This window comes from Candidatus Rokuibacteriota bacterium (genome assembly GCA_030647435.1).
GTDB lineage: Bacteria > Methylomirabilota > Methylomirabilia > Rokubacteriales > CSP1-6 > AR37.
The window spans coordinates 37264-59711 of record JAUSJX010000012.1; the positions used below are offsets into that span (position 1 = coordinate 37264).

The 22448-nt window shown below is 68.5% G+C and carries 17 protein-coding genes; 16 read left to right on the top strand and 1 reads right to left on the bottom strand.

Annotated elements, in window-relative coordinates; translation table 11 throughout:
- Positions 1-13: 13 nt before the first annotated feature.
- From Q7W02_02080 to Q7W02_02130, 11 genes are all read left to right on the top strand, one after another.
- Positions 14-958 (top strand): KpsF/GutQ family sugar-phosphate isomerase, encoded by a 945-nt coding sequence (locus Q7W02_02080; GenBank protein ID MDO8474978.1) that lies wholly within the window; start codon positions 14-16, stop codon positions 956-958.
- Positions 955-1467 carry an HAD-IIIA family hydrolase gene (locus Q7W02_02085; GenBank protein ID MDO8474979.1) on the top strand — a complete coding sequence of 171 codons (513 nt, stop codon included), beginning with the start codon at positions 955-957 and terminating at the stop codon, positions 1465-1467. The genes Q7W02_02080 and Q7W02_02085 overlap by 4 nt, the downstream gene beginning before the upstream one ends.
- A 78-nt stretch (positions 1468-1545) precedes the next feature.
- The gene (gene lptC / locus Q7W02_02090) at positions 1546-2136 is read left to right on the top strand and encodes an LPS export ABC transporter periplasmic protein LptC (GenBank protein MDO8474980.1); all 591 of its coding nucleotides are present in this window, start codon (positions 1546-1548) and stop codon (positions 2134-2136) included.
- The gene (lptA, locus tag Q7W02_02095) at positions 2133-2735 is read left to right on the top strand and encodes a lipopolysaccharide transport periplasmic protein LptA (GenBank protein ID MDO8474981.1); all 603 of its coding nucleotides are present in this window, start codon (positions 2133-2135) and stop codon (positions 2733-2735) included. The genes lptC and lptA overlap by 4 nt, the downstream gene beginning before the upstream one ends.
- A 1-nt stretch (position 2736) precedes the next feature.
- A complete protein-coding gene (gene lptB / locus Q7W02_02100; GenBank protein ID MDO8474982.1) occupies positions 2737-3459 on the top strand; it encodes an LPS export ABC transporter ATP-binding protein in 723 nt (240 codons plus the stop codon).
- Between the two features lie 26 nt (positions 3460-3485).
- Positions 3486-4946, top strand: a complete 1461-nt coding sequence (rpoN, locus tag Q7W02_02105; GenBank protein MDO8474983.1) for an RNA polymerase factor sigma-54 — start codon at positions 3486-3488, stop codon at positions 4944-4946.
- A 5-nt stretch (positions 4947-4951) separates the two neighbouring features.
- Positions 4952-5842, top strand: a complete 891-nt coding sequence (rapZ, locus tag Q7W02_02110; GenBank protein MDO8474984.1) for an RNase adapter RapZ — start codon at positions 4952-4954, stop codon at positions 5840-5842.
- The gene (locus Q7W02_02115; GenBank protein MDO8474985.1) at positions 5835-7943 is read left to right on the top strand and encodes a DUF1926 domain-containing protein; all 2109 of its coding nucleotides are present in this window, start codon (positions 5835-5837) and stop codon (positions 7941-7943) included. The genes rapZ and Q7W02_02115 overlap by 8 nt, the downstream gene beginning before the upstream one ends.
- A gap of 167 nt (positions 7944-8110) precedes the next feature.
- Positions 8111-9262: a methionine adenosyltransferase gene (gene metK / locus Q7W02_02120; GenBank protein MDO8474986.1), complete on the top strand. Its 1152-nt coding sequence runs from the start codon at positions 8111-8113 to the stop codon at positions 9260-9262.
- A 63-nt stretch (positions 9263-9325) separates the two neighbouring features.
- Positions 9326-10594: an adenosylhomocysteinase gene (ahcY, locus tag Q7W02_02125; protein MDO8474987.1), complete on the top strand. Its 1269-nt coding sequence runs from the start codon at positions 9326-9328 to the stop codon at positions 10592-10594.
- A gap of 65 nt (positions 10595-10659) precedes the next feature.
- Entirely contained in the window at positions 10660-13380 is a 2721-nt protein-coding gene (locus Q7W02_02130) for a UPF0182 family protein (GenBank protein ID MDO8474988.1), read from the top strand.
- A gap of 130 nt (positions 13381-13510) precedes the next feature.
- Here the strand turns inward: Q7W02_02130 and lptG are convergent, their stop codons facing one another.
- Complete coding sequence (lptG, locus tag Q7W02_02135; GenBank protein MDO8474989.1) at positions 13511-15835, bottom strand: LPS export ABC transporter permease LptG; 2325 nt, start codon at positions 15833-15835, stop codon at positions 13511-13513.
- A 24-nt stretch (positions 15836-15859) separates the two neighbouring features.
- On the opposite strand from lptG, the gene Q7W02_02140 reads away from it, so the two are divergent.
- From Q7W02_02140 to Q7W02_02160, 5 genes are all read left to right on the top strand, one after another.
- Positions 15860-16936, top strand: a complete 1077-nt coding sequence (locus Q7W02_02140) for a hypothetical protein (GenBank protein MDO8474990.1) — start codon at positions 15860-15862, stop codon at positions 16934-16936.
- A 9-nt stretch (positions 16937-16945) separates the two neighbouring features.
- Positions 16946-19564, top strand: coding sequence for a valine--tRNA ligase (locus Q7W02_02145; GenBank protein MDO8474991.1), 2619 nt, complete (start codon positions 16946-16948; stop codon positions 19562-19564).
- Positions 19561-20331, top strand: coding sequence for a biotin--[acetyl-CoA-carboxylase] ligase (locus tag Q7W02_02150; GenBank protein MDO8474992.1), 771 nt, complete (start codon positions 19561-19563; stop codon positions 20329-20331). Before Q7W02_02145 ends, Q7W02_02150 begins: the two co-directional genes overlap by 4 nt.
- The gene (locus Q7W02_02155) at positions 20315-21112 is read left to right on the top strand and encodes a type III pantothenate kinase (GenBank protein ID MDO8474993.1); all 798 of its coding nucleotides are present in this window, start codon (positions 20315-20317) and stop codon (positions 21110-21112) included. The genes Q7W02_02150 and Q7W02_02155 overlap by 17 nt, the downstream gene beginning before the upstream one ends.
- Positions 21113-21233: 121 nt before the next feature.
- Positions 21234-22394 carry a GuaB3 family IMP dehydrogenase-related protein gene (locus tag Q7W02_02160; GenBank protein ID MDO8474994.1) on the top strand — a complete coding sequence of 387 codons (1161 nt, stop codon included), beginning with the start codon at positions 21234-21236 and terminating at the stop codon, positions 22392-22394.
- The last annotated feature ends 54 nt before the right edge of the window (positions 22395-22448 follow it).

Genomic DNA, 22448 nt, shown 5'->3' on the forward strand with positions numbered 1-22448 from the left:
ACGGCTGCTCGCCATGGCCGATCGGGTGCTGCGCCTCGAAGCCGAGAGCATCGGAGGGCTCCGGAGCCGTCTCGATGATCGTTTCGTGCGCGCGGTCGAGCTGATGCACGGCTGTCGCGGCCGGGTGATCGTGACAGGGATGGGCAAGTCGGGGTTGATCGGGAGGAAGATCGCCTCCACGCTGGCCAGCACGGGGACACCCGCGTATTTTCTCCATCCGGCCGAGGGCGTCCACGGCGACATCGGCATGGTGGCGAGAGACGACCTGATCCTGGCCCTGTCCAACTCCGGTGAGACCGACGAGGTCCTGGCCGTGCTGCCCGCCATCAAGCGGCTCGGCGTGCCCCTCATCCTCCTCACGGGAAGCCCCGCCTCGACGCTGGCGCGGCAGGCGGACGTGATCCTGGACGTGGGCGTCGCGGAGGAAGCATGCCCGATGAATCTCGCGCCCACGTCGAGTACGACGGCGGCGCTCGCCATGGGCGATGCGCTCGCCATGGCGCTCCTGGACCTGCGGGGGCTGGGCCCGGAGGACTACGCCGCGCTTCACCCGCGAGGCGCGCTCGGCTGGCAGTCGCTCTTCCGGGTGCGGGACCTCATGCACACGGGTGATGCCGTGCCGGTGGTCAGAGAGACGGCGACGATGAAGGAAGCGATCGAGGAGATGGGCGCCAAGCGGCTCGGCGTGACGACCGTGGTGGACGGGGCCGGGTGCCTGGTGGGGATCATCACCGACGGCGACTTGAGACGCCAGCAGCTGGCGCATGGGGCGCTTCTCGACCGGCGGGCGGGGGATTGCATGACCGCCAACCCCAAGCGGATAGGCGCCGACGAGCTCGCCGTCCGGGCGCTGGCGCTCATGGAGGGCGTGATCACGAGCCTCGTCATCACGGACGAAAGCGGCCGCCCCACCGGCGTCATCCACATCCACGATATCCTCCGCGCCAAGATCGTGTGAAGACGAAGACTCCGTCCAGGGCCGCGAGGATCCGCCTGCTGGTCCTCGACGTGGACGGCGTCCTCACCGACGGCGTTCTGGTCTACGGCGCCTCGGGCGAAGAGACCAAGCGCTTTCATGTCAGGGACGGGCTCGCCATACAGGTCGCGCGGCGCGCGGGTGTCGAGATCGCGGTCGTCTCGGGGCGGGCCTCGGCGGCGGTGACCCGACGGATGAGCGAGCTTGGAGTCGTCGAGGTGCACCAGGGAGTCGCAGACAAGGAATCCTTGCTGCGCGGTCTCCTGGCGCGGCTCGGCGTGAAGGCGGCCGAGACCGCCGTCATGGGCGACGACCTGGTCGACTTGCCCGTCATGCGGATCGCCGGACTTGCCATGGCTCCGGCGGACGCCGTACCCGAGGTGCGGCGAGCTTCGGGCTGGGTCTCCCGATCGGCCGGTGGGCATGGCGCCGTGAGAGAAGCCGTCGAGTTCCTGCTTCGATCCCGCAAGGCCTGGCCCCCCCGCGAGTAGGCCTCAAAGCGCGGCGCTGCCGGGCTTTCTTCTTTGCCCGGCCAGTGGTGGTGTGCTACCGTGGTACCGAAATTGCATATGGACCGTGCAGCCACCGGAATCGCTCTTGGCGTCATCCTCTTCGTGACGGTCGTGATCGGTGTCCTCATCGTCAAGGGACATCGCGCCTCGGCCCCCCGACAAGAAGTTGTGTCCTCGCAAGCCGACCAGGAGATCAAGGAGATCCACATCCAGGAGGACGCCAAGGGCGGGAGCTATCGCTGGAGCCTCGACGCTGAGCAGGCGGAGTCCTATCCGGGGACCGGTAAGACCGTTCTCCGGAAGGTGACGATCGGGGTCGAAGAGCCCGGCAGGCACTGGAAGGTGACGAGCGATGAGGGCGACCTCGTCCAGGACACCCGGGACGTCGAGCTGCGCGGCAAAGTCGTCCTGGTGTCCAGCGAGGGGCTGCGCGTGGAGACGACGGTGCTGCGGTGGAGCAACGCAGAGGGAAGGGCGTGGACGGACCAGCCGGTGACCATCTATAGGGGCGGAGGGGTGGTCAAGGGCACCGGACTCGAAGTCCGCCCCTCCGAAGAGATCACGCTCGTCCACGGGCGCGTCACGGCGACCTTCGGCGGGACCAAGACGACAGCGGCTCCGGCTCCCGTCAAGAAGAAGAAATCGTGAAGTTCCCCGTTGTGACGCCCGCGCTCGGCGTAGCTCTCCTCATCGTCGTCGTGTTCACGGGAATAGCGGCGGCCCAGCAGCAGGGCGCTGTTAAGCCGCGCCCCGCGGCCTCGGGCCCGACGTTGACCCCGCCCGCGGCGCCGGGTACCGAAGGCAAGAATGGGCCGGTGATCGTCGACTCCGACAGCCTCGAGAGCATGCAGAAGGAAGGGCTCTCCGTCTTCAAGGGCAACGTCGTGGCCAAGCAGAACAACTCGGTCCAGTACGCCGACCGGATGGAAGTGTACACGGACTCCAAGACGGACCGCATCGAGCGCGTGGTGTCTACCGGCAATGTCCGGATCATCACCCGCGACTGCCGCATGGGGACTGCCGGCCGCACCGAGTACTACGACGCCGAGCAGCGTATGGTGCTCATCGGCAACGCGCGGGTGTGGCGGGGGGCCGACATCGTTACCGGCGAGCGGATCACCATCTACCTCGCCGAGGACCGGAGCCTGGCCGAGGGAGGCAAGCAGGAGCGCGTCAAGGCCATCTTCTACCAGGAGCGCCCAAAAACCGAGATCAAGATGGGCCCGAATGGGCCCATATGTCCCTGATATGGAAGGCCTGATAGCCCAGGGCTTGAGGAAGAGGTTTAGGAACCGGCTCGTCGTGGACCGGGTCAGCCTCGACATCCAGCGGGGCGAGGTCGTGGGGCTCCTCGGGCCCAACGGCGCCGGCAAGACGACGTCCTTCTACATGATCGTCGGGCTCCTCCGGGCCGACGGCGGCCGGATCTATCTCGAAGGGCGCGAAGTGACGGACCTGCCCATGTACAAGCGCTGCCGGCTGGGCATGGGCTACCTGCCTCAGGAATCGTCGGTGTTCCGCAAGCTGACCGTCGAAGAGAACCTGCTGGCCATCCTGGAGACCCTCGACCTCTCCCACGACGAACGCCAGGCCAAGCTCCAGGTCCTCTTGGCCGAGCTGGATCTGACGAGGCTCGCGCGGCACAAGGCCTACACGCTCTCGGGCGGCGAGCGGCGGCGCCTCGAGATCACGCGCGCGCTCGTCACGAACCCGCGGTACCTGCTCCTCGACGAGCCGTTCACCGGCATCGACCCGATCGCCATCGGCGACATCCAGGAGATCGTCGGCCGGCTCAAGGACCGCGGCATCGGGGTCCTGATCACCGACCACAATGTCCGGGAGACGCTCGCGATTACGGACCGCGCGTACATCCTGCACAACGGCAAGATCCTGGCCTCCGGCACGGCCAGCGAGCTGGCGAACAACCCCAAGGCACGCGAGATCTACCTCGGCGAGAAATTCTCGCTCTGATGCGGCCCGCCCGGACCGTCTAACCCATGCGCCTGTCCCTTCGCCAGACCCAGCGGGTCGTGATGACCCCGCTCCTCCAGCAGGCGATCCAGCTGCTGCAGCTCTCCACGCTCGAGCTCGAGCAGGTCGTGCGCAAAGAGCTCGAGGAGAACCCGCTCCTGGAGGAGCTGCCGGAGGAGACGCAGGACGTGGACGCGGACGCGCAGGCCCCGACCGAACCCGGAGCGCCGGAGATGGAGGCCGCCCCCGCGCCCGTCGAGCCCGTGTCCAAGGAGACCAGCTCCGTGGACGGCGAGCGGGCCGACGAGCTGCCCTTCGACCTGACACAGGCGGTCTTCGACGAGCCCGACGAGCGGACGCCCGTGTCCACGGAGGAGCGGGAGGACCTGCCGTTCGAGAACCTGGGCCGCACGGGCACTTCTCTCGACGAGCACCTGAACGAGCAGTTGCGCTGGGCGACCGACGATCCGCGGACCGTCGCCATCGGCGAGGGCATCATCGGCAACATCGACGACGACGGCTACCTCCGGGCGGACGTGGACGAGATCGCCCTCGGCATGGGCGCCACCGTCCTGGAGGTGGAGCAGGCCCTCCGGCTGGTGCAGGGGTTCGACCCGACGGGCGTGGGCGCCCGCAGCGTGCACGAGTGCCTGCTCCTCCAGCTGACGGCCGACTCCGAGCCCGACCCCGTGTCCGTCGAGATCGTCGAGAAGCACTTCGAGGACCTCGAGCGGCGCCGCTACACGGAGATCGCGCGGGCGCTCAAGCTGCCGCTCGACCGCGTCATGGAGTCGGTGGAGGAGATCCAGGCGCTCGAGCCCAAGCCCGGCCGCCGCTTCGCGGTCTCCGACCAGCGCTACATCGCCCCCGACGTCTCGATCCACAAGGTGGGCGAGGACTACGTCGTCGTGCTCAACGAGGAGGGCATCCCGCGCCTCCGGGTCAACGCGCTGTACCGCTCGCTTCTTCGCCGCTCGGACGGCGAGGCCAAGCAATATGTGGAGCAGAAGCTCCGCTCCGCCGTGTGGCTCATCAAGAGCGTCGAGCAGCGCCAGCGGACGCTCCGGAAGGTGACGCAGAGCCTCGTCAAGTTCCAGCGCGACTTCCTCGACAGGGGCATCGCCCACCTGCGGCCGCTCGCGCTGCGCGACGTGGGCGAGGACATCGGGATGCACGAGTCCACCATCAGCCGCGTCACCACGAACAAGTACGTCGAGACGCCGCAGGGGCTGTTCGAGCTGAAGTACTTTTTTCACAGCGGGATCGCCTCGGACAGCGGCGAGATGGTCTCCTCCGTCTCGATCAAGAAGAAGATCCGCGACATGGTCGCTGCGGAGGCCTCGGGCAAGCCGCTCTCCGACCAGGAGGTCGCCCAGGTGCTCCGGGGGCAGGGCTTGAACATCGCGCGACGGACCGTCGCCAAGTACCGGGAGGAGCTGGGCATCATGCCCTCCCACCAGCGGCGTTTCACGCCCAAGAAGCGGTGACCGCGGTGAGCGGACCCGAGCCCGCGGCCGTCCCGGCGCTGCGGTTCGTGATCATCACCGGCATGTCGGGCGCGGGCCGGAGCTTCGCGATCAAGTGCCTCGAGGACCTCGGCTACTTTTGCGTGGACAACCTGCCGACGACCCTGATCCCGACCTTCGCGGAGCTCTGCGCGCATTCGAGCCGCGACATGCGCCTGATCGCCCTCGGGGTGGACATCCGGGAGGGCGAGTACCTCGCCCACCTGATGGAGACGCTCGCCGAGCTCCGCGCCCAGGGGCACAAGCCCGAGGTGGTCTTTCTCGAGGCGGCGGAGGAGACCCTCGTGCGGCGCTACCAGGAGACGCGCCGCCGCCACCCCCTTGCCGCTGGCGGGACCGTCCTCGAGGGCATCCGCGCGGAGCGCCGGGCGCTCGCCAACCTGCGCGAGAGCGCGGACCAGATCATCGACACCACGGGCCTCTCGGTCCACCAGCTCAAGGAGCGCCTGGTCGAGGGCTACGGGCCCCAGGGGCCGCGTGACGCGCTGACGGTCTCGCTCATGTCCTTCGGCTTCAAGCACGGGGCGCCCTACGACGCCGACCTCGTCTTCGACGTCCGCTTCCTGCCGAACCCGCACTTCGTGGAGGGCCTCAAGCGCCTCGACGGCCGCGACGCCCCGGTGGAAGAGTTCGTGATGTCGTTCGAGGAGAGCCGCCAGCTGCTGGCGAAGATCGAGGACCTCTTGCGCTTCCTCCTGCCGCTCTACCGCCGGGAGGGCAAGGCCTACCTGACGGTCGCCCTGGGGTGCACCGGAGGCCGCCACCGCTCGGTGACCCTCGTGGAGCTGCTTCGGCGCTCCCTTGAGGGCGCGGGCCTGGCGCCCGTGGTGCGGCACCGGGACATCGACCGTGAGTGAGGGCCTTCGCTTCCTCTTCGGGGTCCACAACCACCAGCCCGCCGGAAACTTCGACTCGGTCATCCTGGACGCCGCGCAGTCGGCGTACCACCCGTTCCTCGAAGCCGCGCGCGCCGTTCCCGGCGTCGTCCTGACCGTGCACTGCTCGGGAGGCCTCCTGGCCTTCCTCCGCGAGCGGGCACGGCCGACCTTCGACCTCCTGGGCCGGCTCGCGACCGATGGCCGCATCGAGCTTCTGACGGGCGGCTTCTTCGAGCCCATCCTGTCCATGCTCCCGGACGCGGACAAGGTGGGCCAGATCCAGGCGCTGAGCGAGTTCCTGCGCGAGAATTTCGGTGTGAAGCCTCGCGGCATGTGGCTGGCCGAGAGGGTTTGGGAGCCGCACATGCCGAAGGCACTCAGGCGGGCGGGCGTCGAGTTCGTGGTCCTGGACGACGCGCACTTCGCCTTGGCCGGCCTCGAGCCTGAGTCGCTGGGCGGTTACTATCTGACGGAGGAGCAAGGCGCGACGGTCGCCGTCTTTCCCATCAGCCAACGGCTGCGCTACCTCGTGCCCTTCGCCGAGCCGGCGGAGACCATCCGGTATCTCGGTGAGCGGCGGGGCTCGGGAGCGGTGACGCTCTTCGACGACGGCGAGAAGTTCGGCGTGTGGCCCGGCACTCACCGCCTGGCCTACGACGAGGGGTGGCTCGCGCGCTTCTTCGAGGCACTCGCCGAAGCGCCGGGTATCACGCTCTCCACCTTCTCGGCCTGGCTCGACGCGGCGCCGGCGGCCGGACGCGTGTACCTGCCCACGGCCTCCTACACCGAGATGGGCGAGTGGGCGCTGCCCGCCGCCATGGGCGAGGAGCTCGAAGAGGCGCGCCGGCGGCTCCTGGCGCTGCCCGACGGCCTACGCCTGGCGCGGCTCCTCCGGGGCGGCTTCTGGCGCAATTTCCTCGTGAAGTATCCGGAGACGGGCGACGCGTACCGGCGCATGCTGCGCCTGTCGGAGCGGCTCCACGACGCGCTGGCGCGGCGCCCGGACGACCCGCGCCTTGCCGCCGCGCGCGAAGACCTCTGGCGCGGCCAGGGCAATGACGCCTACTGGCACGGCGTCTTCGGCGGCTGCTACCTGCCGCACCTCCGGCGCGCCGTTGGGAGCGCGCTCCTGGCCGCTGAGCGGCGGCTCGACGATGTGCTGGGCGCTCCGGCGCTCTCCTGGGCGCGCGACGACGTGGACGGCGACGGTCGCGCCGAGCTCAGGGTGCGCACGCCCGAGCTCTGCGTGACGCTCCGCCCGGAAGCGGGCGGCACGGTGACGGAGCTCGCCTTCCGCCCGCGCGATCTCGATATAGCCGGGGTGTTCACCCGACGTCGCGAGATGTACCACGGCCGCGTCAAGGAGAGCGCGGCCGTGTCGGGCGGCGGCCTAGTCACGACTATCCACGCGGCTCCGGGGTCCAAGGAAGAGGGCTTAGCAGACCTGCTCGACTACGACCCGTTCAGGCGCGCGTCGCTCCTCGACGGGGTCTTCGCTCCCGGGGCGCCTCCCGATCCGCTCGCCCCCTGGGCGGTGGCGCGGGCAGCGATGGGCGAGACGCCGATGCCGAGCGAGATCGTCGAGCGGAGCGGCGAGGTCGAGATCGCGCTCGGCCCGACGGCCCTCGACGGCCTGCCGCTCGCCGTCGAGAAGCGGATACGAATCGGAGCGGAAGGCGCCGGGCTCCGCGCCCGCTACAGCCTCACGTGGCACGGCGACGAGGCGTTCGAGGGCACGTGGGCCGTACAGCTCAATCTCGCGCTGACGGCGGGCGACGCCCCGGGGCGGTACTACCGGCTCCCGGGCTCGCCCTCTCTGGGCTCGCGCGGCTCGCTCGCGAGCGCGGCGAGTCTCACCTTGGTGGACGAGTGGATCGGCTGCGAGGTCGAGATCGGCTGGAGCGGCCCGGGCGGCGCCGGCTGGGCGCCGATCGAGACGGTATCGCTCTCCGAAGCCGGATTCGAGCGGATCTACCAGGGCTCGGCCGTCCTTGTCAGCTGGCCGTTGGCGCTGGCGCCCGGCGGATCGTGGGAGGGCGAGCTTCGCATCGTCCCGCGCTCGATCCCACGGTCCGACTAAGCGCGGTTCAGGCTGAGCGCGCTGCCTGACGGCGCGCCCTCGAAGATGCGGCGCGCGGGCATTTCCCTTGAGGGGTATGAGCACCCATGCTACTCTCCCACAAGCGCGTCCTGAGACGGCGCGCACCGCATCCACTGGACGACGGGCACACCCCAGGGAGGAAGACGATGGCGCGTGAGGAGTACCTGTTCACTTCGGAGTCGGTGACCGAGGGGCATCCGGACAAGATCGCAGACCAGATCTCCGACGCCGTCCTGGACGCTATCCTGGCCCAGGACCCGACGGGGCGGGTGGCGTGCGAGACGCTCCTGACCACCGGGCTTGTCGTCGTGGCGGGCGAGATCACCACGTCCTGCTACGTGGACATTCCGAGGATCGCCCGCGAGACCATCAAGGCGGTCGGCTACACGCGCGCCAAGTACGGCTTCGACTACGAGACCTGCGCTGTGATCACGGCCATCGACGAACAGTCGGGCGACATCGCCATGGGCGTGGACAAGCTGGGCGCCGGCGACCAGGGGCTGATGTTCGGGTACGCGTGCACGGAGACCGAGGAGCTTATGCCGCTGCCCATTATGCTCTCGCACAAGCTGGTGCAGCGCCTGACGGCGGTGCGGAAGAGCGGCGCGCTCGACTACCTCCGGCCCGACGGCAAGAGCCAGGTGTCGGTGCGCTACGTCGACGGCAAGCCGGTGTCGGTCGAGACCGTGGTCATCTCGACCCAGCACAGCCCCGACGTGACGCTGGAGAAGATCCGGCAGGACCTGGTCGAGCATGTCGTGATCCCGACCATTCCGAAGCACCTGATCGACCCCAAGCGGATCACGTATCACATCAACCCGACCGGGCGCTTCGTCACCGGCGGTCCCATGGGCGACACGGGGCTGACGGGGCGCAAGATCATCGTGGACACCTACGGCGGCTCCTGCCCCCACGGCGGCGGCGCGTTCTCGGGCAAGGATCCGACGAAGGTGGACCGATCGGCCTGCTACATGGCGCGCCACGTGGCCAAGAACATCGTGGCGGCCGGCCTCGCCGAGCGGGCGCAGGTGCAGGTGGCATACGCGATCGGCGTCGCCGACCCGGTCTCCATCATGGTGGAGACCTTCGGCACGGGAAAGGTGGCGAACGCCAAGCTCGAGGAGATGATCCGCCGCCACTTCGACTTCACGCCGGCGGGGATCATTAAATACCTCGACCTGCGCCGGCCGATCTACCAGAAGACGGCGGCCTACGGGCACTTCGGCCGCAGCGAGCCGGAGTTCACCTGGGAACACACGAACCGGGTCAAGGACCTGCGCGACGACGCGGGCATCTGAGCCCGCATCGACGCGGCAGCGAACAGGTCCCGGTGTGAATCGCATGGACGAAAGGACGGGGGCATGACCGAGCACGACGTCAAGGATCTCTCGCTGGCCCCGGCGGGCAAGCTCAAGATCGAGTGGGCCGAGCAGTCGATGCCGGTGCTGCGGCAGGTGCGGGAGCGCTTCGCCAAGGAGCTGCCGCTCAAGGGGGTGCGACTCGGCGCGTGCCTGCACGTGACGACGGAGACGGCGGTGCTCATGATGACGCTCAAGGCGGGCGGCGCCCAGGTTGCGCTCTGCGCCTCGAACCCGCTATCGACGCAGGACGACGCGGCGGCGGCGCTCGTGAAGGAGTACGGCATCCCGGTCTTCGCCCAGAAGGGCGAGGACAACAAGCGCTACTACAGCCACCTTGAGGCCGTGCTCAAGACCGGGCCGCAGGTGACCATGGACGACGGCGCCGATCTCATCTCCCAGCTCCACGGCGAGCACAACGCCGGCACGAGCCTGGTCAAGAACGTGATCGGCGGCACCGAGGAGACGACCACCGGGGTCATCCGCCTGCGCGCGATGGAGAAGGACGGGGTGCTGGCCTTTCCCGTGATCGCGGTCAACGATGCCGACACCAAGCACCTCTTCGACAATCGCTACGGCACCGGCCAGTCCACGATCGACGGCATCCTGCGGGCCACGAACGTCCTTCTGGCGGGCAAGGTCGTCGTCGTCGCGGGCTACGGCATGTGCGGCCGCGGCGTCGCCTCGCGCGCCCATGGTATGGGCGCGCACGTGATCGTTACCGAGATCGCGCCCATGCGCGCCCTCGAGGCCGTGATGGACGGCTTCCAGGTCATGCCGATGCCGCGGGCGGCGGAGGTGGGCGACATCTTCGTTACCGTCACCGGCAACATGGCGGTGATCCGGCAGGAGCACTTCGTGAAGATGAAGGACGGCGCCATCGTGGCCAACTCCGGCCACTTCAACGTCGAGATCGACCTCGAGGCGCTGGGAAAGCTCGCCCAGTCGCGGCGCGCGGTGCGGCCCTTCGTCGAGGAGTTCAGCCTGCGCGGCGGCAAGCGGGTCTACGTGCTGGGCGAGGGGAGGCTCATCAATCTGGCCGCGGCGGAGGGGCATCCGGCGACCGTCATGGATATGAGCTTCGCCAACCAGGCGCTGTCCGCCGAGTACATCGTCAAGCACGGCCGGAGCCTGGAGAAGAAGGTCTACGTCGTGCCGCGGGACATCGACCTCGAGATCGCCCGGCTCAAGCTCGCGTCAATGGACGTCCAGATCGACGAGCTGACGCCTGCCCAGGAGGAGTACCTCTCCTCCTGGACCCACGGCACCTAACCGCCCCAGGCGGATTCGACCGCGACGCCCCCGGAGGATGCTCACCCGGGGGCCGGAGGTTCTCCATGGCGAACGGACGGCGCTCTCCCCGCTTGGGCTTCTGGCTGGTCCTGGCCTTCATCCTCCTGGCGGGGTTCGGCCAGGCGGTGCCGCTGTACACCGACTGGCTCTGGTACCGCGAGGTCGGCTTCACGCAGGTCTTCACGACCGTGCTGTCGCTGCGCGGCTGGCTCTTCCTCGGCGTCGGCGGCGTCGTCTTCCTCTTCATGTACGGCAACCTCTGGGTCGCCGCCCGCACGGCTGCGCCGGACGTCCTCTGGGAGCTCGACGACCAGCTCGGGCTGCCCGGCCGGGCGGTGCTCGAGCCGCTGATCCGGCGGCTGCTGCTACCCGTCATCGCGGTGATCGCCGTGCTCTCCGGCCTGCGCGCCGGCGCCTCGTGGGAAATGGTGGTGGGCTATGTCAACGCCACCCCCTTCGGCGCCGCGGACCCGCTGTTCGGCCGCGATCTCTCCTTCTTCGTCTTCGAGCTCCCGCTCTGGCGCTTCCTGTACGGCGGTGCGATGACGCTCGTCATCGGTACGCTGCTGTTGAGCGTCGCGACCTACGTTCTCCTGAGGAGCCTGGTGCTGACCGGCCAGGGGCCGAGGCTGGCTGCAGGCGCCCGGACGCACCTCCTGGGGCTCGGCGCGGTGCTGCTGCTCCTGCGCGCCCTGGGGTTCTGGCTCGACCGCTACGAGCTCGTCTACTCGGCGCGCGGCGTGGTCTTCGGCGCCTCGTACACCGACGTGCACGCGACGCTTCCCGCGCTGAGCGTGCTCACGGCGCTCGCGTTCCTGTGCGCGGCCGCGTGCGTGCTCCAGATCAGCCGGCCAGGGTGGGGTTTCCTGGTGGCGGGCCTCGTGGTCCTGGGCGTGGTGTGGGCCGGAGGCCTGGGCGTCTGGCCGTCCCTGCTCCAGCGCTTCCAGGTGACGCCCAACGAGCTCGTCGCCGAGCGGCCGTACATCGAGCACAACATCCGCATGACGCGGCAGGCCTACGGCCTCGAGTCGATCAAGGAGCAGGACTTTCCCGCTGAAGACCGGCTGACGTCCGCGGCCATCGAGCGCAACAGCCTCACCATCAAGAACATCCGCCTCTGGGACCACCGGCCGCTGCTGACGAGCTTCGCCCAGCTCCAGGAGATCCGCACCTACTATAAGTTCGCCGGCGTCGACGTGGACCGGTACACGGTCAACGGCGAGTACCGGCAGATCATGCTCTCGCCGCGCGAGATGTCCTACCAGCACCTGCCGAGCCGGGTCTGGATCAACGAGCACCTGACGTTCACCCACGGCTTCGGTCTGGTGGCGGGGCCGGTCAACCGGATCACCCCCGAAGGCCTGCCCGATCTCTTCGTCAAGGACATCCCGCCGAACGTCTCGGGGGGATTCCCGAAGATCACGCGGCCGGAGATCTACTACGGCGAGCTGAGCAACGAGTACGTCATCGTCCGCACGAAGTCGCAGGAGCTCGACTACCCTTCGGGCGACCAGAACGTCTACTCGCGTTACAGCGGGCGGGGCGGGGTGCCCGTTGACAGGTTCCTGCGGAAGCTGGCGTTTGCCATCCGGTTCGGCGAGATCAAGATCCTGCTCTCGGATGACCTCAGCGCCGAGAGCCGGGTGATGATGTACCGGCGGGTCGGTGATCGTGTGCGACAGGCGACACCCTTCATCCGTTTCGACAACGACCCCTACCTCGTCGTCACGGGTGACGGGCGGCTGGTGTGGATCGTGGACGGCTACACCACGACGGACCGATACCCCTACGCCCAGCCCGAGCGCGGCCTCAACTACATCCGCAACTCCGTCAAGGTGACCGTGGACGCGTTCGACGGGACCATGGTCTTCTACGTTGCCGACCCCAAGGACCCCCTGGTCCGCACATGGGCGCGGGCTTTCCCCGGGCTCTTCACCCCGCTCGAGCGTATGCCGGCCGATCTGCGGCCGCACGTGCGTTATCCGGAGGATCTCTTCAGCCTCCAGGCGAAGATGTACGGCACGTACCACATGCAGGATCCGCAGGTCTTCTACAACAAGGAGGACCTCTGGACCGTTCCGCGCCTCACGTCCGACGGACGGGAGCGCGAGATGGAGCCGTACTTCACCATCATGCGATTGCCGGGGGAAAAGACGGAAGAGTTCGTTCTGCTCTCGGGCTTCAACCCGGCCCGCCGCGACAACATGATCGCGATCATCGCGGCGCGCTCGGATGCGCCCAACTACGGCTCGCTCATCGCCTACACCTTCCCCAAGCAGAAGCTCGTCTACGGGCCGCGCCAGATCGACGCCCGCGTGAACCAGGACCCCGTGATCTCGGCCGCCTTCTCGCTCTGGAACCAGCAGGGCTCGCGCGTGCTCCGCGGATCGCTCCTGGCCATCCCGATCGAGGGCTCGCTGATCTACGTCCAGCCGATCTATCTCTCGGCTGAGCAGGGGGCGCTGCCGGAGCTCCGTCGGGTCATCGTCGCCTTCGGAAACCAGATCGCCATGGAGCCGACGCTCGAGCAGTCGCTCCAGCGCATTTTCGGCGGCCGCATCCGCGGTGACGAGCCGGCGCCGGCGCGCGGCGCCGATGGCAAGCCCGCGCTGGGGGCGCCGGCTGCAATGATCGGGCTCGTCCAGAGAGCCTGGGAATTGTGGCAGCGGGGGCAGGATGCGCTCAAGCGCGGCGATTGGACGGCCTACGGACAGGCGCAGAAGCAGCTTGAGGACACGCTCCGCCAGCTCCGCGAATCGCGCTAGCAGGACGGCGAGAAGGGTCCAGATGCGAGGCGGCGCCCGAAGGGCCGCACGCGAAGCGTAGTCTCTCTACGTTGAGCGTGCGGCCGAGGGCGCCAACGAAGCAGATGGGCCCTTCTCGGCGGCCTGCTGGTCAGGTGCGGGCGCGGAGGAAGAGCGCCGCGCCGAGCCCGGCAAAGATGATGTTCGCCGTCCAGGCGCCGAGCATGGGCGGCAGGAGCTCGGCCTTGGCGAAGGCGATCGCCACGGAGTTCACCACCCAGTAGCCCACCGAGATCAGGATGGCCACCGCGATGCCGACGCCGCGCCCGCCGCTGCGCGGTGACGCCAGGGCGAAGGGAATCGCCACGAGCGCCATGATCACGTGCACCAGCGGGAACGAGAGCTTCGAGTCGAGCTGGACGAGGTACTTCCCGACCTGGTGCCCGGTCTCCGCGAGTCGGGTGATGTAACCGCGCAGCTCCAGGAAGCTCATCGTCTCCGGCGCCTTTTGCACCTGGATCAGGTCGTTGATCTGCTCAGGCATGCTGACCAGCCTTTCCGTGAAGGCATCGACCGTGACCTGGTTGCCTGGGCCGACCTGCCGGAACACGCCGTTACTCAGCATCCAGGCCTCGCCGGTCCAGACCGCCCTGCCGGCGTCCAGGCGGTCCACCAGACGAAAGTCCCGGCTGATGTCGACCACGAGCAGGCCTTCGAGCGAGCGCGCGATCGGGTCCAGCAGCTCCATGCGCAGGTAGCGCGTGTCGGAAGAGCGGTACCAGATCTGTGTTTGGCGCTGGAGGTGCCGGGGCTGGTTGCCGCGGATCTTGACGCGGTCGATCTCTTCCGCTTTGGCGTTGATGCCCGGGAGCACCGTCTCCTGCACGAGGCCCGCGGCGAGGCTGATGCAGAAGGCCACCAGGAGGACGGGCAGGCTGGCCCGGTAGAGGCTGATGCCGGAGGCCTTGAGCGCGTCGAGCTCGCGCTGCTGCGTCAGCGTCAGAAAGAGGAAGACGGTCGAGACCAGGACGACGAGGGGCAGTCCTTCGTAGAGCGAGCCGGGCAGCCGGTAGAAGAGGTGCTGGACGATGTAGATGAACGGCGGCTTTGCCCGGAGGAACCGGTCGAGGTACTGGATCAGGTCGACCACGAGGACGAGGACCGCCACCACGACCGTTCCGGTCAGGAGGAAGGTCAGGTACTGGCCGACCAGATAGCGGTCGATGATGTAGGTCGAGGCCCGCGGCCCGCGCGCACGCGCCGCGGGAGCGCTCACGCGCTGCACCGCGGGCCGCTTGGGGAAGACGCTGCGGAAGCCGCGGGGCATGGCTGCGCGGAGGCGCCAGAAGAGGCGTCTCCAGGACGCGGGGGTGCCCGCTGTGGCGCCGTGAAGGAGCCCGAGCCCGACCGCGCCGAAGATCGCGTTCGGCAGCCACATCGCCACGCCGGCGGGGATGCGGCCGCGCAGGGCCATGCCCTCGAGGAAGGTGTGGATGACGTAGTACAGGACGACGACGCCCAAGCTCAACCCGAGCGCCAGAGCGCGACCGCCACGCTGGGTCCGGATGCCGAGGGGAAAGCCGACGAGGATGAAGACGAGGGGAGCCACGGGCAGGGAGAAGCGCTTGTGCAGCTCGACCTGGAACGGCGTCACGATCTGCCCCTGGCGCTTGAGATCGGCGATGGTCTCGCGGAGCACCTGGAGCGACATCTCCTTTTCGGGCTTCTCGATGCGCTCAGCCGCCCGCTGGGGGTTGTCGAGGGGCAGGTTGAGGTCGTAGAGGCTGAACGCGGTGAGGCGGAAGCGCCGCGCGTCGCCCGTATCGGTCTCGCTGACGGAGCCGTCGATGAACCGCATGGTCACGCGGCGGTTCTTCGAGTCGGAGAAGAGACGCCCCTCGCGCGCAAGGATGATCCGGGACAGCTTGGGGTCGCGCTCGTCCGAGACCAGGAGGCCACGCAGGGCGACCTGCGAGGCGCTGATGTCGTCCACGTACATGACCATCTGGCTGAAGGAGGCGGTGAAGGTGCGCTCTTTCATGCCCGTGGTGGCCTTGGTCTGGAGGATCTGGAAGAGCTGGTTCTGAAAGGCCCCGCTCGCCGCGGGCGCGATCAGGAGGGTCAGCGTCGCGACGGCGCCGCTGACCACGACCGCGAAGCCCATGAAGGGTCGGAAGAGCCTGAGCGGGCTCACGCCCGAGGCCTTGAGCGCCGCCACCTCGAGATCGCCGGCGAGACGGCCGCAGACCAGCAGCACGGAGACCAGCAGCGCCATCGGCACGGTGAGCGCGAGAACGCCGGGCAGCATGAAGAGCAGGAGGCCGAGCACGAAGTGGAAGGGGACGCTCTTGGTGATGACGAGATCGGTCAGCTGGTAGACGCGGTCGATGACCAGGAAGAAGGTCAGCACGCCCACGGCCAGGGCGAAGGGCGGGGCGAGATCCTTGATCATGTACCGGTCGAGGACCCTGAGCATGCCCCTCCATTGTACGATGGCGCCATGCCCGCCCCGCCCTTCATCGGACTGGCCCTTGTCCTCGTGGCTGCCGCCACAGCATGGGCCGCGGCCGCCCCGGCGTGGGCCGGCCCCGCCGGCGACCGGCTCGAGCGCTTTCGGGAGATCGCCGCGACGCGCCTGTCCGTCGTCGAGGACACGGGCGGGGCGCTCGACCCGGCGTCGCAGGCCGAGATGGACGCGCTCCTGGACGGCGAGGTGCTGGACAGCCTGCAGGTCGGCGGCCCGTTCGCGTCGGTGGAGTTCATCCGTGAGCGCCTCGACGCATTCGCCGAGACGTGGGGCGGCGCGTCGCTGCGTATCGATCCCCTCGGCGGCGGAGTTCTCGCGGGGCGCTTCCGTCTCTCGGCAAAGGGCGTGAGCAACTCGGTGCGGCTCTATGGTTCCGCGAAGGGAAAGCCGGCGCTCCTCCGGGCGTGGCAGGAAGACGGCGTGCCGGAGGTGTACCCGTGGGCCGCCCCGGCCGGAGGCGGCGCGGAGATCCTCGTGAGCTGGTCGGGCACGGCGACGGGGTGGGGAAGCTGGCCGCTCAGGCTCGAGCTCTGGCGCGTTCGAGACGGGGTCGTCTTCGCGGTGTGGAGGAGCGCCGAGCGCTATCCCGAAGGGCTCTGGGTCTCGCAGGTCGACGTCAAACCGGGCCGTGTCAACCTTCGGCACGAGGTCCGTTACCCGGGCTGGAAGCCCGGCTGCGACGTCCAGGCCGAGCAGGAGGACCGCTATCGGGCCGATCCCGGCGGGGGCCTCACGCTCGTGAGCCGCCAGCTCTTCAACGGCTGGCACAGGGAGCTCGGGCGCTCGGCGACGCGCTTCTTTTCCGCGCTCGCGTCGGGAGACCGCAAGGCGCTCGCGGAGCTGGCCCCCGACGTCGCTCTCCGCGCCAGGCTGCCGGTCGGGCTGTTGGCGGAGGCCGCCTGCGACTCCCAGAACCCCGACACGCCCGGCACCGCCGTCGTCGCGGCGGCCGCGCCGCTGCCGGACGGCCGGCGCGCGCCGTGGTCGCTCTGGTGGAGCCGCGGGGCGTCCGGCTGGCGCCTGACCGGCGCAGCCCCCGTGCTAGAATGATGGGCTACCATGGTTGAAATCGCGGACCGCTACGACCCGAGCAGCGTCGAGTCGCGCTGGTACCGCGAGTGGGAGTCGCGCGGGCTCTTCCACGCCGCCGCCGCCTCAGCGAAGAAGCCCTACTGCATCGTCATTCCCCCGCCCAATGTCACCGGCTCGCTGCACTGGGGACACGCGCTCAACAACACGCTGCAGGACATCCTCATCCGCTACAAGCGGATGGATGGCTTCAACGCGCTCTGGGTGCCCGGCACCGACCACGCCTCCATCGCCGTCCACGTGATCCTCGAGCGCCGGCTGGCCGCCCAAGGTAAGACGCGGCACGACATCGGCCGGGAAACCTTCCTCGAGATGGCCTGGACGTGGAAGGAGGAGTCGGGCGGAAACATCATCCGCCAGCTCAAGCGCCTGGGCGCCTCCTGCGACTGGTCGCGCGAGCGGTTCACGATGGACGCGGGATTGAGCCGGGCCGTTCGGGAGACGTTCGTCCGCCTCCACGAGGAAGGCCTGATCTACCAGGACGACTACATCGTCAACTGGTGCCCGCGCTGCCAGACGGTGCTCTCGGACCTCGAGGTCGAGCGCGAGGAGCGCGACGGGGAGTTCGTCTACATCAAGTATGGCCCGCTCACGCTCGGGACCGTCCGTCCCGAGACCAAGCTGGGCGACACCGCGGTGGCGGTCCACCCGAAGGACAAGCGCTACGCCAAGTATGTGGGGAAGACGCTCGAGGTCCCGTCGGTCGACGGAACCATCACCCTCAAGGTGGTCGCCGACACCGCCGTGGATCCGAAGTTCGGAACAGGCGTCATCAAGGTCACGCCCGGCCACGACGCCGTCGACTTCGAGATCGGGCGGCGTCACAAGCTGCCCACGAGGACGGTCATCGGCTTCGATGGGCGGATGACGGCGGAGGCGGGCAAGTATGCCGGGCTCGACCGCTTCGACGCCCGCAAGCGCATCGTGGAGGACATGCAGGCTCTGGGCCTGATCGAGCGCATCGAGCCGTACCGGCACGCCGTGGGCGTCTGCTATCGCTGCAAGACAGTCGTGGAGCCGCTGATCTCCCGCCAGTGGTACGTCAACGTCAACCCGCTGGCCGACGTCGCCATCAAGGCCGTGCGGGGGCGCCGAATCAAGCTCCACCCGCGCACCTGGATCAAGACCTACTACCACTGGATGGAGAACATCCGGCCCTGGACCATCTCGCGCCAGCTCTGGTGGGGCCACCGCATTCCCGCCTGGTACTGTGACGCGGACGGCAGCGTGCACGTCTCGCGCACCGACCTGACCGAGTGTCCCAAGTGCGGCGGCCCGCTTCGCCAGGATCCCGACGTGCTCGACACCTGGTTCTCCTCCGGGCTCTGGCCCATCTCGACACTGGGCTGGCCCGAGCAGACGCCGGATCTCAAGACCTTTTACCCGACGGATGTCCTGATCACGGGGCCCGACATTCTGTTCTTCTGGGTCGCGCGCATGATCATGCTCGGCATGCACTTCATGGACGATGTCCCGTTCCGCGACGTGTATCTGCACGCGATCGTCCGCGACGCCGAAGGACAGAAGATGTCGAAGTCCAAGGGCAATGTGGCCGATCCCGTGGTCGTCATGGAAAAGTTCGGCACCGATGCCTTCCGGTTCACCCTGGCCGCCCTCGCCGGCCTCGGACGAGACATCCGTATCAGCGAGGAGTGGATCGAAGGCTATCGAAACTTCGCCAACAAGATCTGGAACGCGTCGCGCTTCGTGCTGACCAACCTCGACGGCTATGATCCGGCCCTCGCGCGGAAAGGGAAGCCCTCGATCGCCGACCGGTGGATCACGAGCCGCCTGAATGCCACGACGGCCGCCGTTCGGAAGGCGCTCGATACCTTCCGCTTCAATGATGCGGCCATGGCCGTATACCAGTTCGTCTGGAGCGAGTTCTGCGACTGGTATCTCGAGATCGCCAAACAGAGCTTGTACAAAAGCAACGATCCTATCGAACGAGCGGTGACGCAGCGGACCCTCGCCGAGACTCTTGAGGTAACTCTCCGCCTGCTGCACCCGTTCATGCCCTTCATCTCGGAGGAGATCTGGCAGCGGTTGCCTCATAAAGGCGACTCGATTATGGTAGCGCCCTTCCCGAAGGCCACTCGCAAGGGACGGGACCAAGCCGCCGAGACAGCCATGGCACCTATTCTCGACGATGTGAGTGCCATCCGAACTGTCAGGAGTGAAAGTCGTATCCCTCCCTCCGCAACAGTGAAAGTCGTGATTAGGCCTGCATCAGCGAGCATTGCGAGCGCGACTGAGAGCGGTGCAGCCATAATCGGGAGTCTCTCAAGGGCCGAGATCGTCATAATCCGCGGCGGGCAACTCCCTCCTCAGTCAGCTATCGTCGCGACTGCCAGTGGTGACGTAGCGGTGCCGCTTGCTGGTCTCGTCGACTTCGCCGCCGAAAAGCAACGACTCCACAAAGAAATTGAGAAAGCGCGCAAGGAGATCGCGTTTCTCGAGGGCAAGCTGGGCCGCCCCGACTTCGTCGAGCGCGCGCCGGCCGACGTCGTGGCGCGCGATCGCGAGCGGCTCGCCGAGCAGGGACAGATCCTGGAAAAGCTCACCGCGAGCCTGGCCGCGCTTCAGTGACGACGCGCGCGCCGTCGCGGGCCCTCGGACACACCATCCACCGCCTGAGCGAAGTCGCGTCCACCCAGGGCGAGGCGGCCCGGTTGGCGGCGGCCGGCGCCCCCGAGGGGACGGTGGTGACGGCGACGCACCAGAGCGCGGGGCGGGGCCGGCGCGGCCGCGAGTGGCTCGACGCCCCGGGCGAAAGCCTCCTCGTGTCCATCGTGCTGAGGCCGCCGATTCCCCCCAGCCTGGCTCCGCAGTTGTCGCTGGTCGCGGCCGTGGCGGTCGTCGATGCGCTCGGAACGGCCGGGGTGACGGCCACGATCCGCTGGCCCAATGACGTCATGGTCGGGGAGCGAAAGATCTGCGGCATGCTGCCCGAGGCGGTGACCGCGCGCGAGGGTACGATCGAGCACGTGATCCTGGGGATCGGGCTCAACGTCAACCAGCGCGACTTCCCGGCGTCGATACGGACGCTCGCGACCTCGGTGCGGATCGAGACCGGGCGCCAGCACGCTGTCGAGGCGATGCTGCAGGCGGTCCTGGCCGGGCTCGAGGGCTGCTACAGGCACTTCGTCGAGGGAGGGCTCGACGCGCTCCTCCCAGCCTGGCTCGCGCGCGCTCAAGGCATCGGCCGCCGCGCGCGCGCGGCGGACGGGCGCGAGGGCGTCGCGGTGGGCCTCGCTGCCGACGGCGCCTTGCTGCTCCGGACGGACAGCGGCGAAACGGTGCGGGTCGTCGCGGGCGAGGTTACGACGGAGGCGGTCCATGCTGCTGGTCATTGAAGTCGGCAACACCAACACCAAGATCGGCGTCTTCAGCGGGCCGCGGCTGCTCGTGTCGTGGCGGTTGACGACGCGGCGCGAGCAGACGGCCGACGAGTACGGCGTCTTCATCCAGACGCTCCTCAGCACGCGCGGCATCGAGCAGCAGCGCATCACGGGCGTGGCCATCTCGAACGTGGTGCCGACCGTGCAGCAGACGCTCGAGGCCATGTCCGACGCCTACTTCGGGGTGCAGCCGTTCAGCGTGGAGCCGGGCAGGAGCGACACGGTGCCGCTCGCCGTGGAAGCGCCGCAGGAGGTCGGAGCCGACCGCATCTGCGACATCGTGGGCGGCGTCACGCTCTACGGCTCGCCGCTCATCGTGGTCAACTTCGGCACGGCAACCACGTTCGACTGCGTGAACGCGCGGGGCGAGTTCATCGGCGGAGCCATCGCCCCGGGCCTCGTCACCGCCTCCGAAGCGCTGATCTCGCGCGCGGCGCGCCTCTACCGCGTCGAGCTGCTTCAGCCGAAGGAGGCGATCGGGCGGAACACCGTCACCAACATCCAGTCGGGCGTGATGTACGGCTGGGCGGGGCTGGTGGACGGCCTCGTCGACCGCATGCGCGCCGAGATGGGCGGGCCCATCAAGGTGGTCGCCACGGGCGGGCTGGCCGGCCAACTGCGGGGCGTCGCGCGCACCATCGATCTGGTCAACCCGGACCTGACTCTCGAGGGCCTGCGGGCGATCTGGGAGCGCGCAAATCCTCAGGAACCGCGGCGCGCGTCGACGCAGGGTTGACAGGTGGTGGTGACGCTCGTATACTCCCCCTAAATACGGTAGGGTCGGGCCGGCGGCTCCCTATATACGGGGCCTGGTGGGGTGCGGCAGGGCCACTCGGGTCCGGAGAGGACGACAGCGCATGGGCATGTGGGTGGGGCGCGGGCGCAAGGCTCGGGCGGCATACGGCTTCGACGACATCGCGCTGGCTCCAGGAGCGATCACCATCAATCCCAACGAGGTGGACATCTCGTGGGAGCTCTGCGGCCGCAACTTTCAGATCCCCATCATCGCAGCGGCCATGGACGGCGTCGTCAGCCCCAAGCTCGCCATCGAGATGGGCCGCCTCGGCGGGCTCGCAGTGCTCAACCTCGAGGGCATCTTCTCGCGCTACGAGAACCCGGACGAGGTCCTCGACCGGATCACCTCCGCGAGCCTCGGAGAAGCGACCAGGATCATCCAAGGGATCTACGGCGAGCCCATCAAGGAAGAGCTGATCCACAAGCGGATCTCGGAGATCAAGAAGGGCGGCGGGCCCGTCATGGTGTCGGCAATCCCGCAGCGGGCCGAGCGCTTCGCGAAGATCGCCGAGGAGGCCGGCGCGGACTTCTTCGTGGTCCAGTCCACGGTCACAACCGCGCGCCACGTCGCCAGCGAGTACACGCCGGTGGATCTCCGCGAGCTCAAGAAGCACCTGTCGATCCCCCTCATCATCGGCAACACGGTCACGTACGAGGCCTGCCTCGAGCTGATGGAGTGCGGGGCCGACGCGCTGCTGATCGGCGTGGGGCCCGGCGCCGCATGCACCAGCCGCGAGGTGCTGGGGGTCGGCGTCCCGCAGGTGACGGCCACAGCCGACTCCGCCGCCGCCCGGGACTTCTACTACAAGCGGAAGGGGCGCTACGTGCCCATCATCACCGACGGCGGCATGACCACCGGTGGCGACATCTGCAAGGCCCTGGCCTCGGGCGCCGACGCGGTCATGATCGGATCGGCCTTCGCGCGCGCCCAGGAGGCGCCGGGGCGCGGGTACCACTGGGGAATGGCGACGCCGCACTCGAACCTGCCGCGCGGGACGCGCATCCGGGTCGGGGTGTCGGGTCCGCTCGAGCAGATCCTTTTCGGTCCCGCCTTCACCGAGGACGGCACGCTGAACCTGGTCGGCGCGATCCGCACGTGCATGGGCTCGGTGGGCGCCATGAGCATCAAGGAGCTGCAGCAGACCGAGCTCATCATCGCCCCGTCCATCAAGACGGAAGGCAAGGTGTTCCAGCGCGCCCAGAAGCTCGGCACGCCCAGATAGCGGAGCGGCCGTTGCGCCCGCGCCGCCCGGGAAAGATTCGAGGGACGGCGCCCC

Excerpts from the sequence above, each read along its gene's own strand:
- lptB (MDO8474982.1), top strand. The coding sequence starts at position 2,737 with ATGGAAGGCCTGATAGCCCAGGGCTTGAGGAAGAGGTTTAGGAACCGG.
- metK (MDO8474986.1), top strand. The coding sequence starts at position 8,111 with ATGGCGCGTGAGGAGTACCTGTTCACTTCGGAGTCGGTGACCGAGGGG.
- lptG (MDO8474989.1), bottom strand. The coding sequence starts at position 15,835 with ATGCTCAGGGTCCTCGACCGGTACATGATCAAGGATCTCGCCCCGCCC.
- lptC (MDO8474980.1), top strand. The coding sequence starts at position 1,546 with ATGGACCGTGCAGCCACCGGAATCGCTCTTGGCGTCATCCTCTTCGTG.
- Q7W02_02130 (MDO8474988.1), top strand. The coding sequence starts at position 10,660 with ATGGCGAACGGACGGCGCTCTCCCCGCTTGGGCTTCTGGCTGGTCCTG.
- Q7W02_02160 (MDO8474994.1), top strand. The coding sequence starts at position 21,234 with ATGGGCATGTGGGTGGGGCGCGGGCGCAAGGCTCGGGCGGCATACGGC.
- Q7W02_02080 (MDO8474978.1), top strand. The coding sequence starts at position 14 with ATGGCCGATCGGGTGCTGCGCCTCGAAGCCGAGAGCATCGGAGGGCTC.
- rpoN (MDO8474983.1), top strand. The coding sequence starts at position 3,486 with ATGCGCCTGTCCCTTCGCCAGACCCAGCGGGTCGTGATGACCCCGCTC.
- Q7W02_02145 (MDO8474991.1), top strand. The coding sequence starts at position 16,946 with ATGGTTGAAATCGCGGACCGCTACGACCCGAGCAGCGTCGAGTCGCGC.
- ahcY (MDO8474987.1), top strand. The coding sequence starts at position 9,326 with ATGACCGAGCACGACGTCAAGGATCTCTCGCTGGCCCCGGCGGGCAAG.
- Q7W02_02155 (MDO8474993.1), top strand. The coding sequence starts at position 20,315 with ATGCTGCTGGTCATTGAAGTCGGCAACACCAACACCAAGATCGGCGTC.
- Q7W02_02140 (MDO8474990.1), top strand. The coding sequence starts at position 15,860 with ATGCCCGCCCCGCCCTTCATCGGACTGGCCCTTGTCCTCGTGGCTGCC.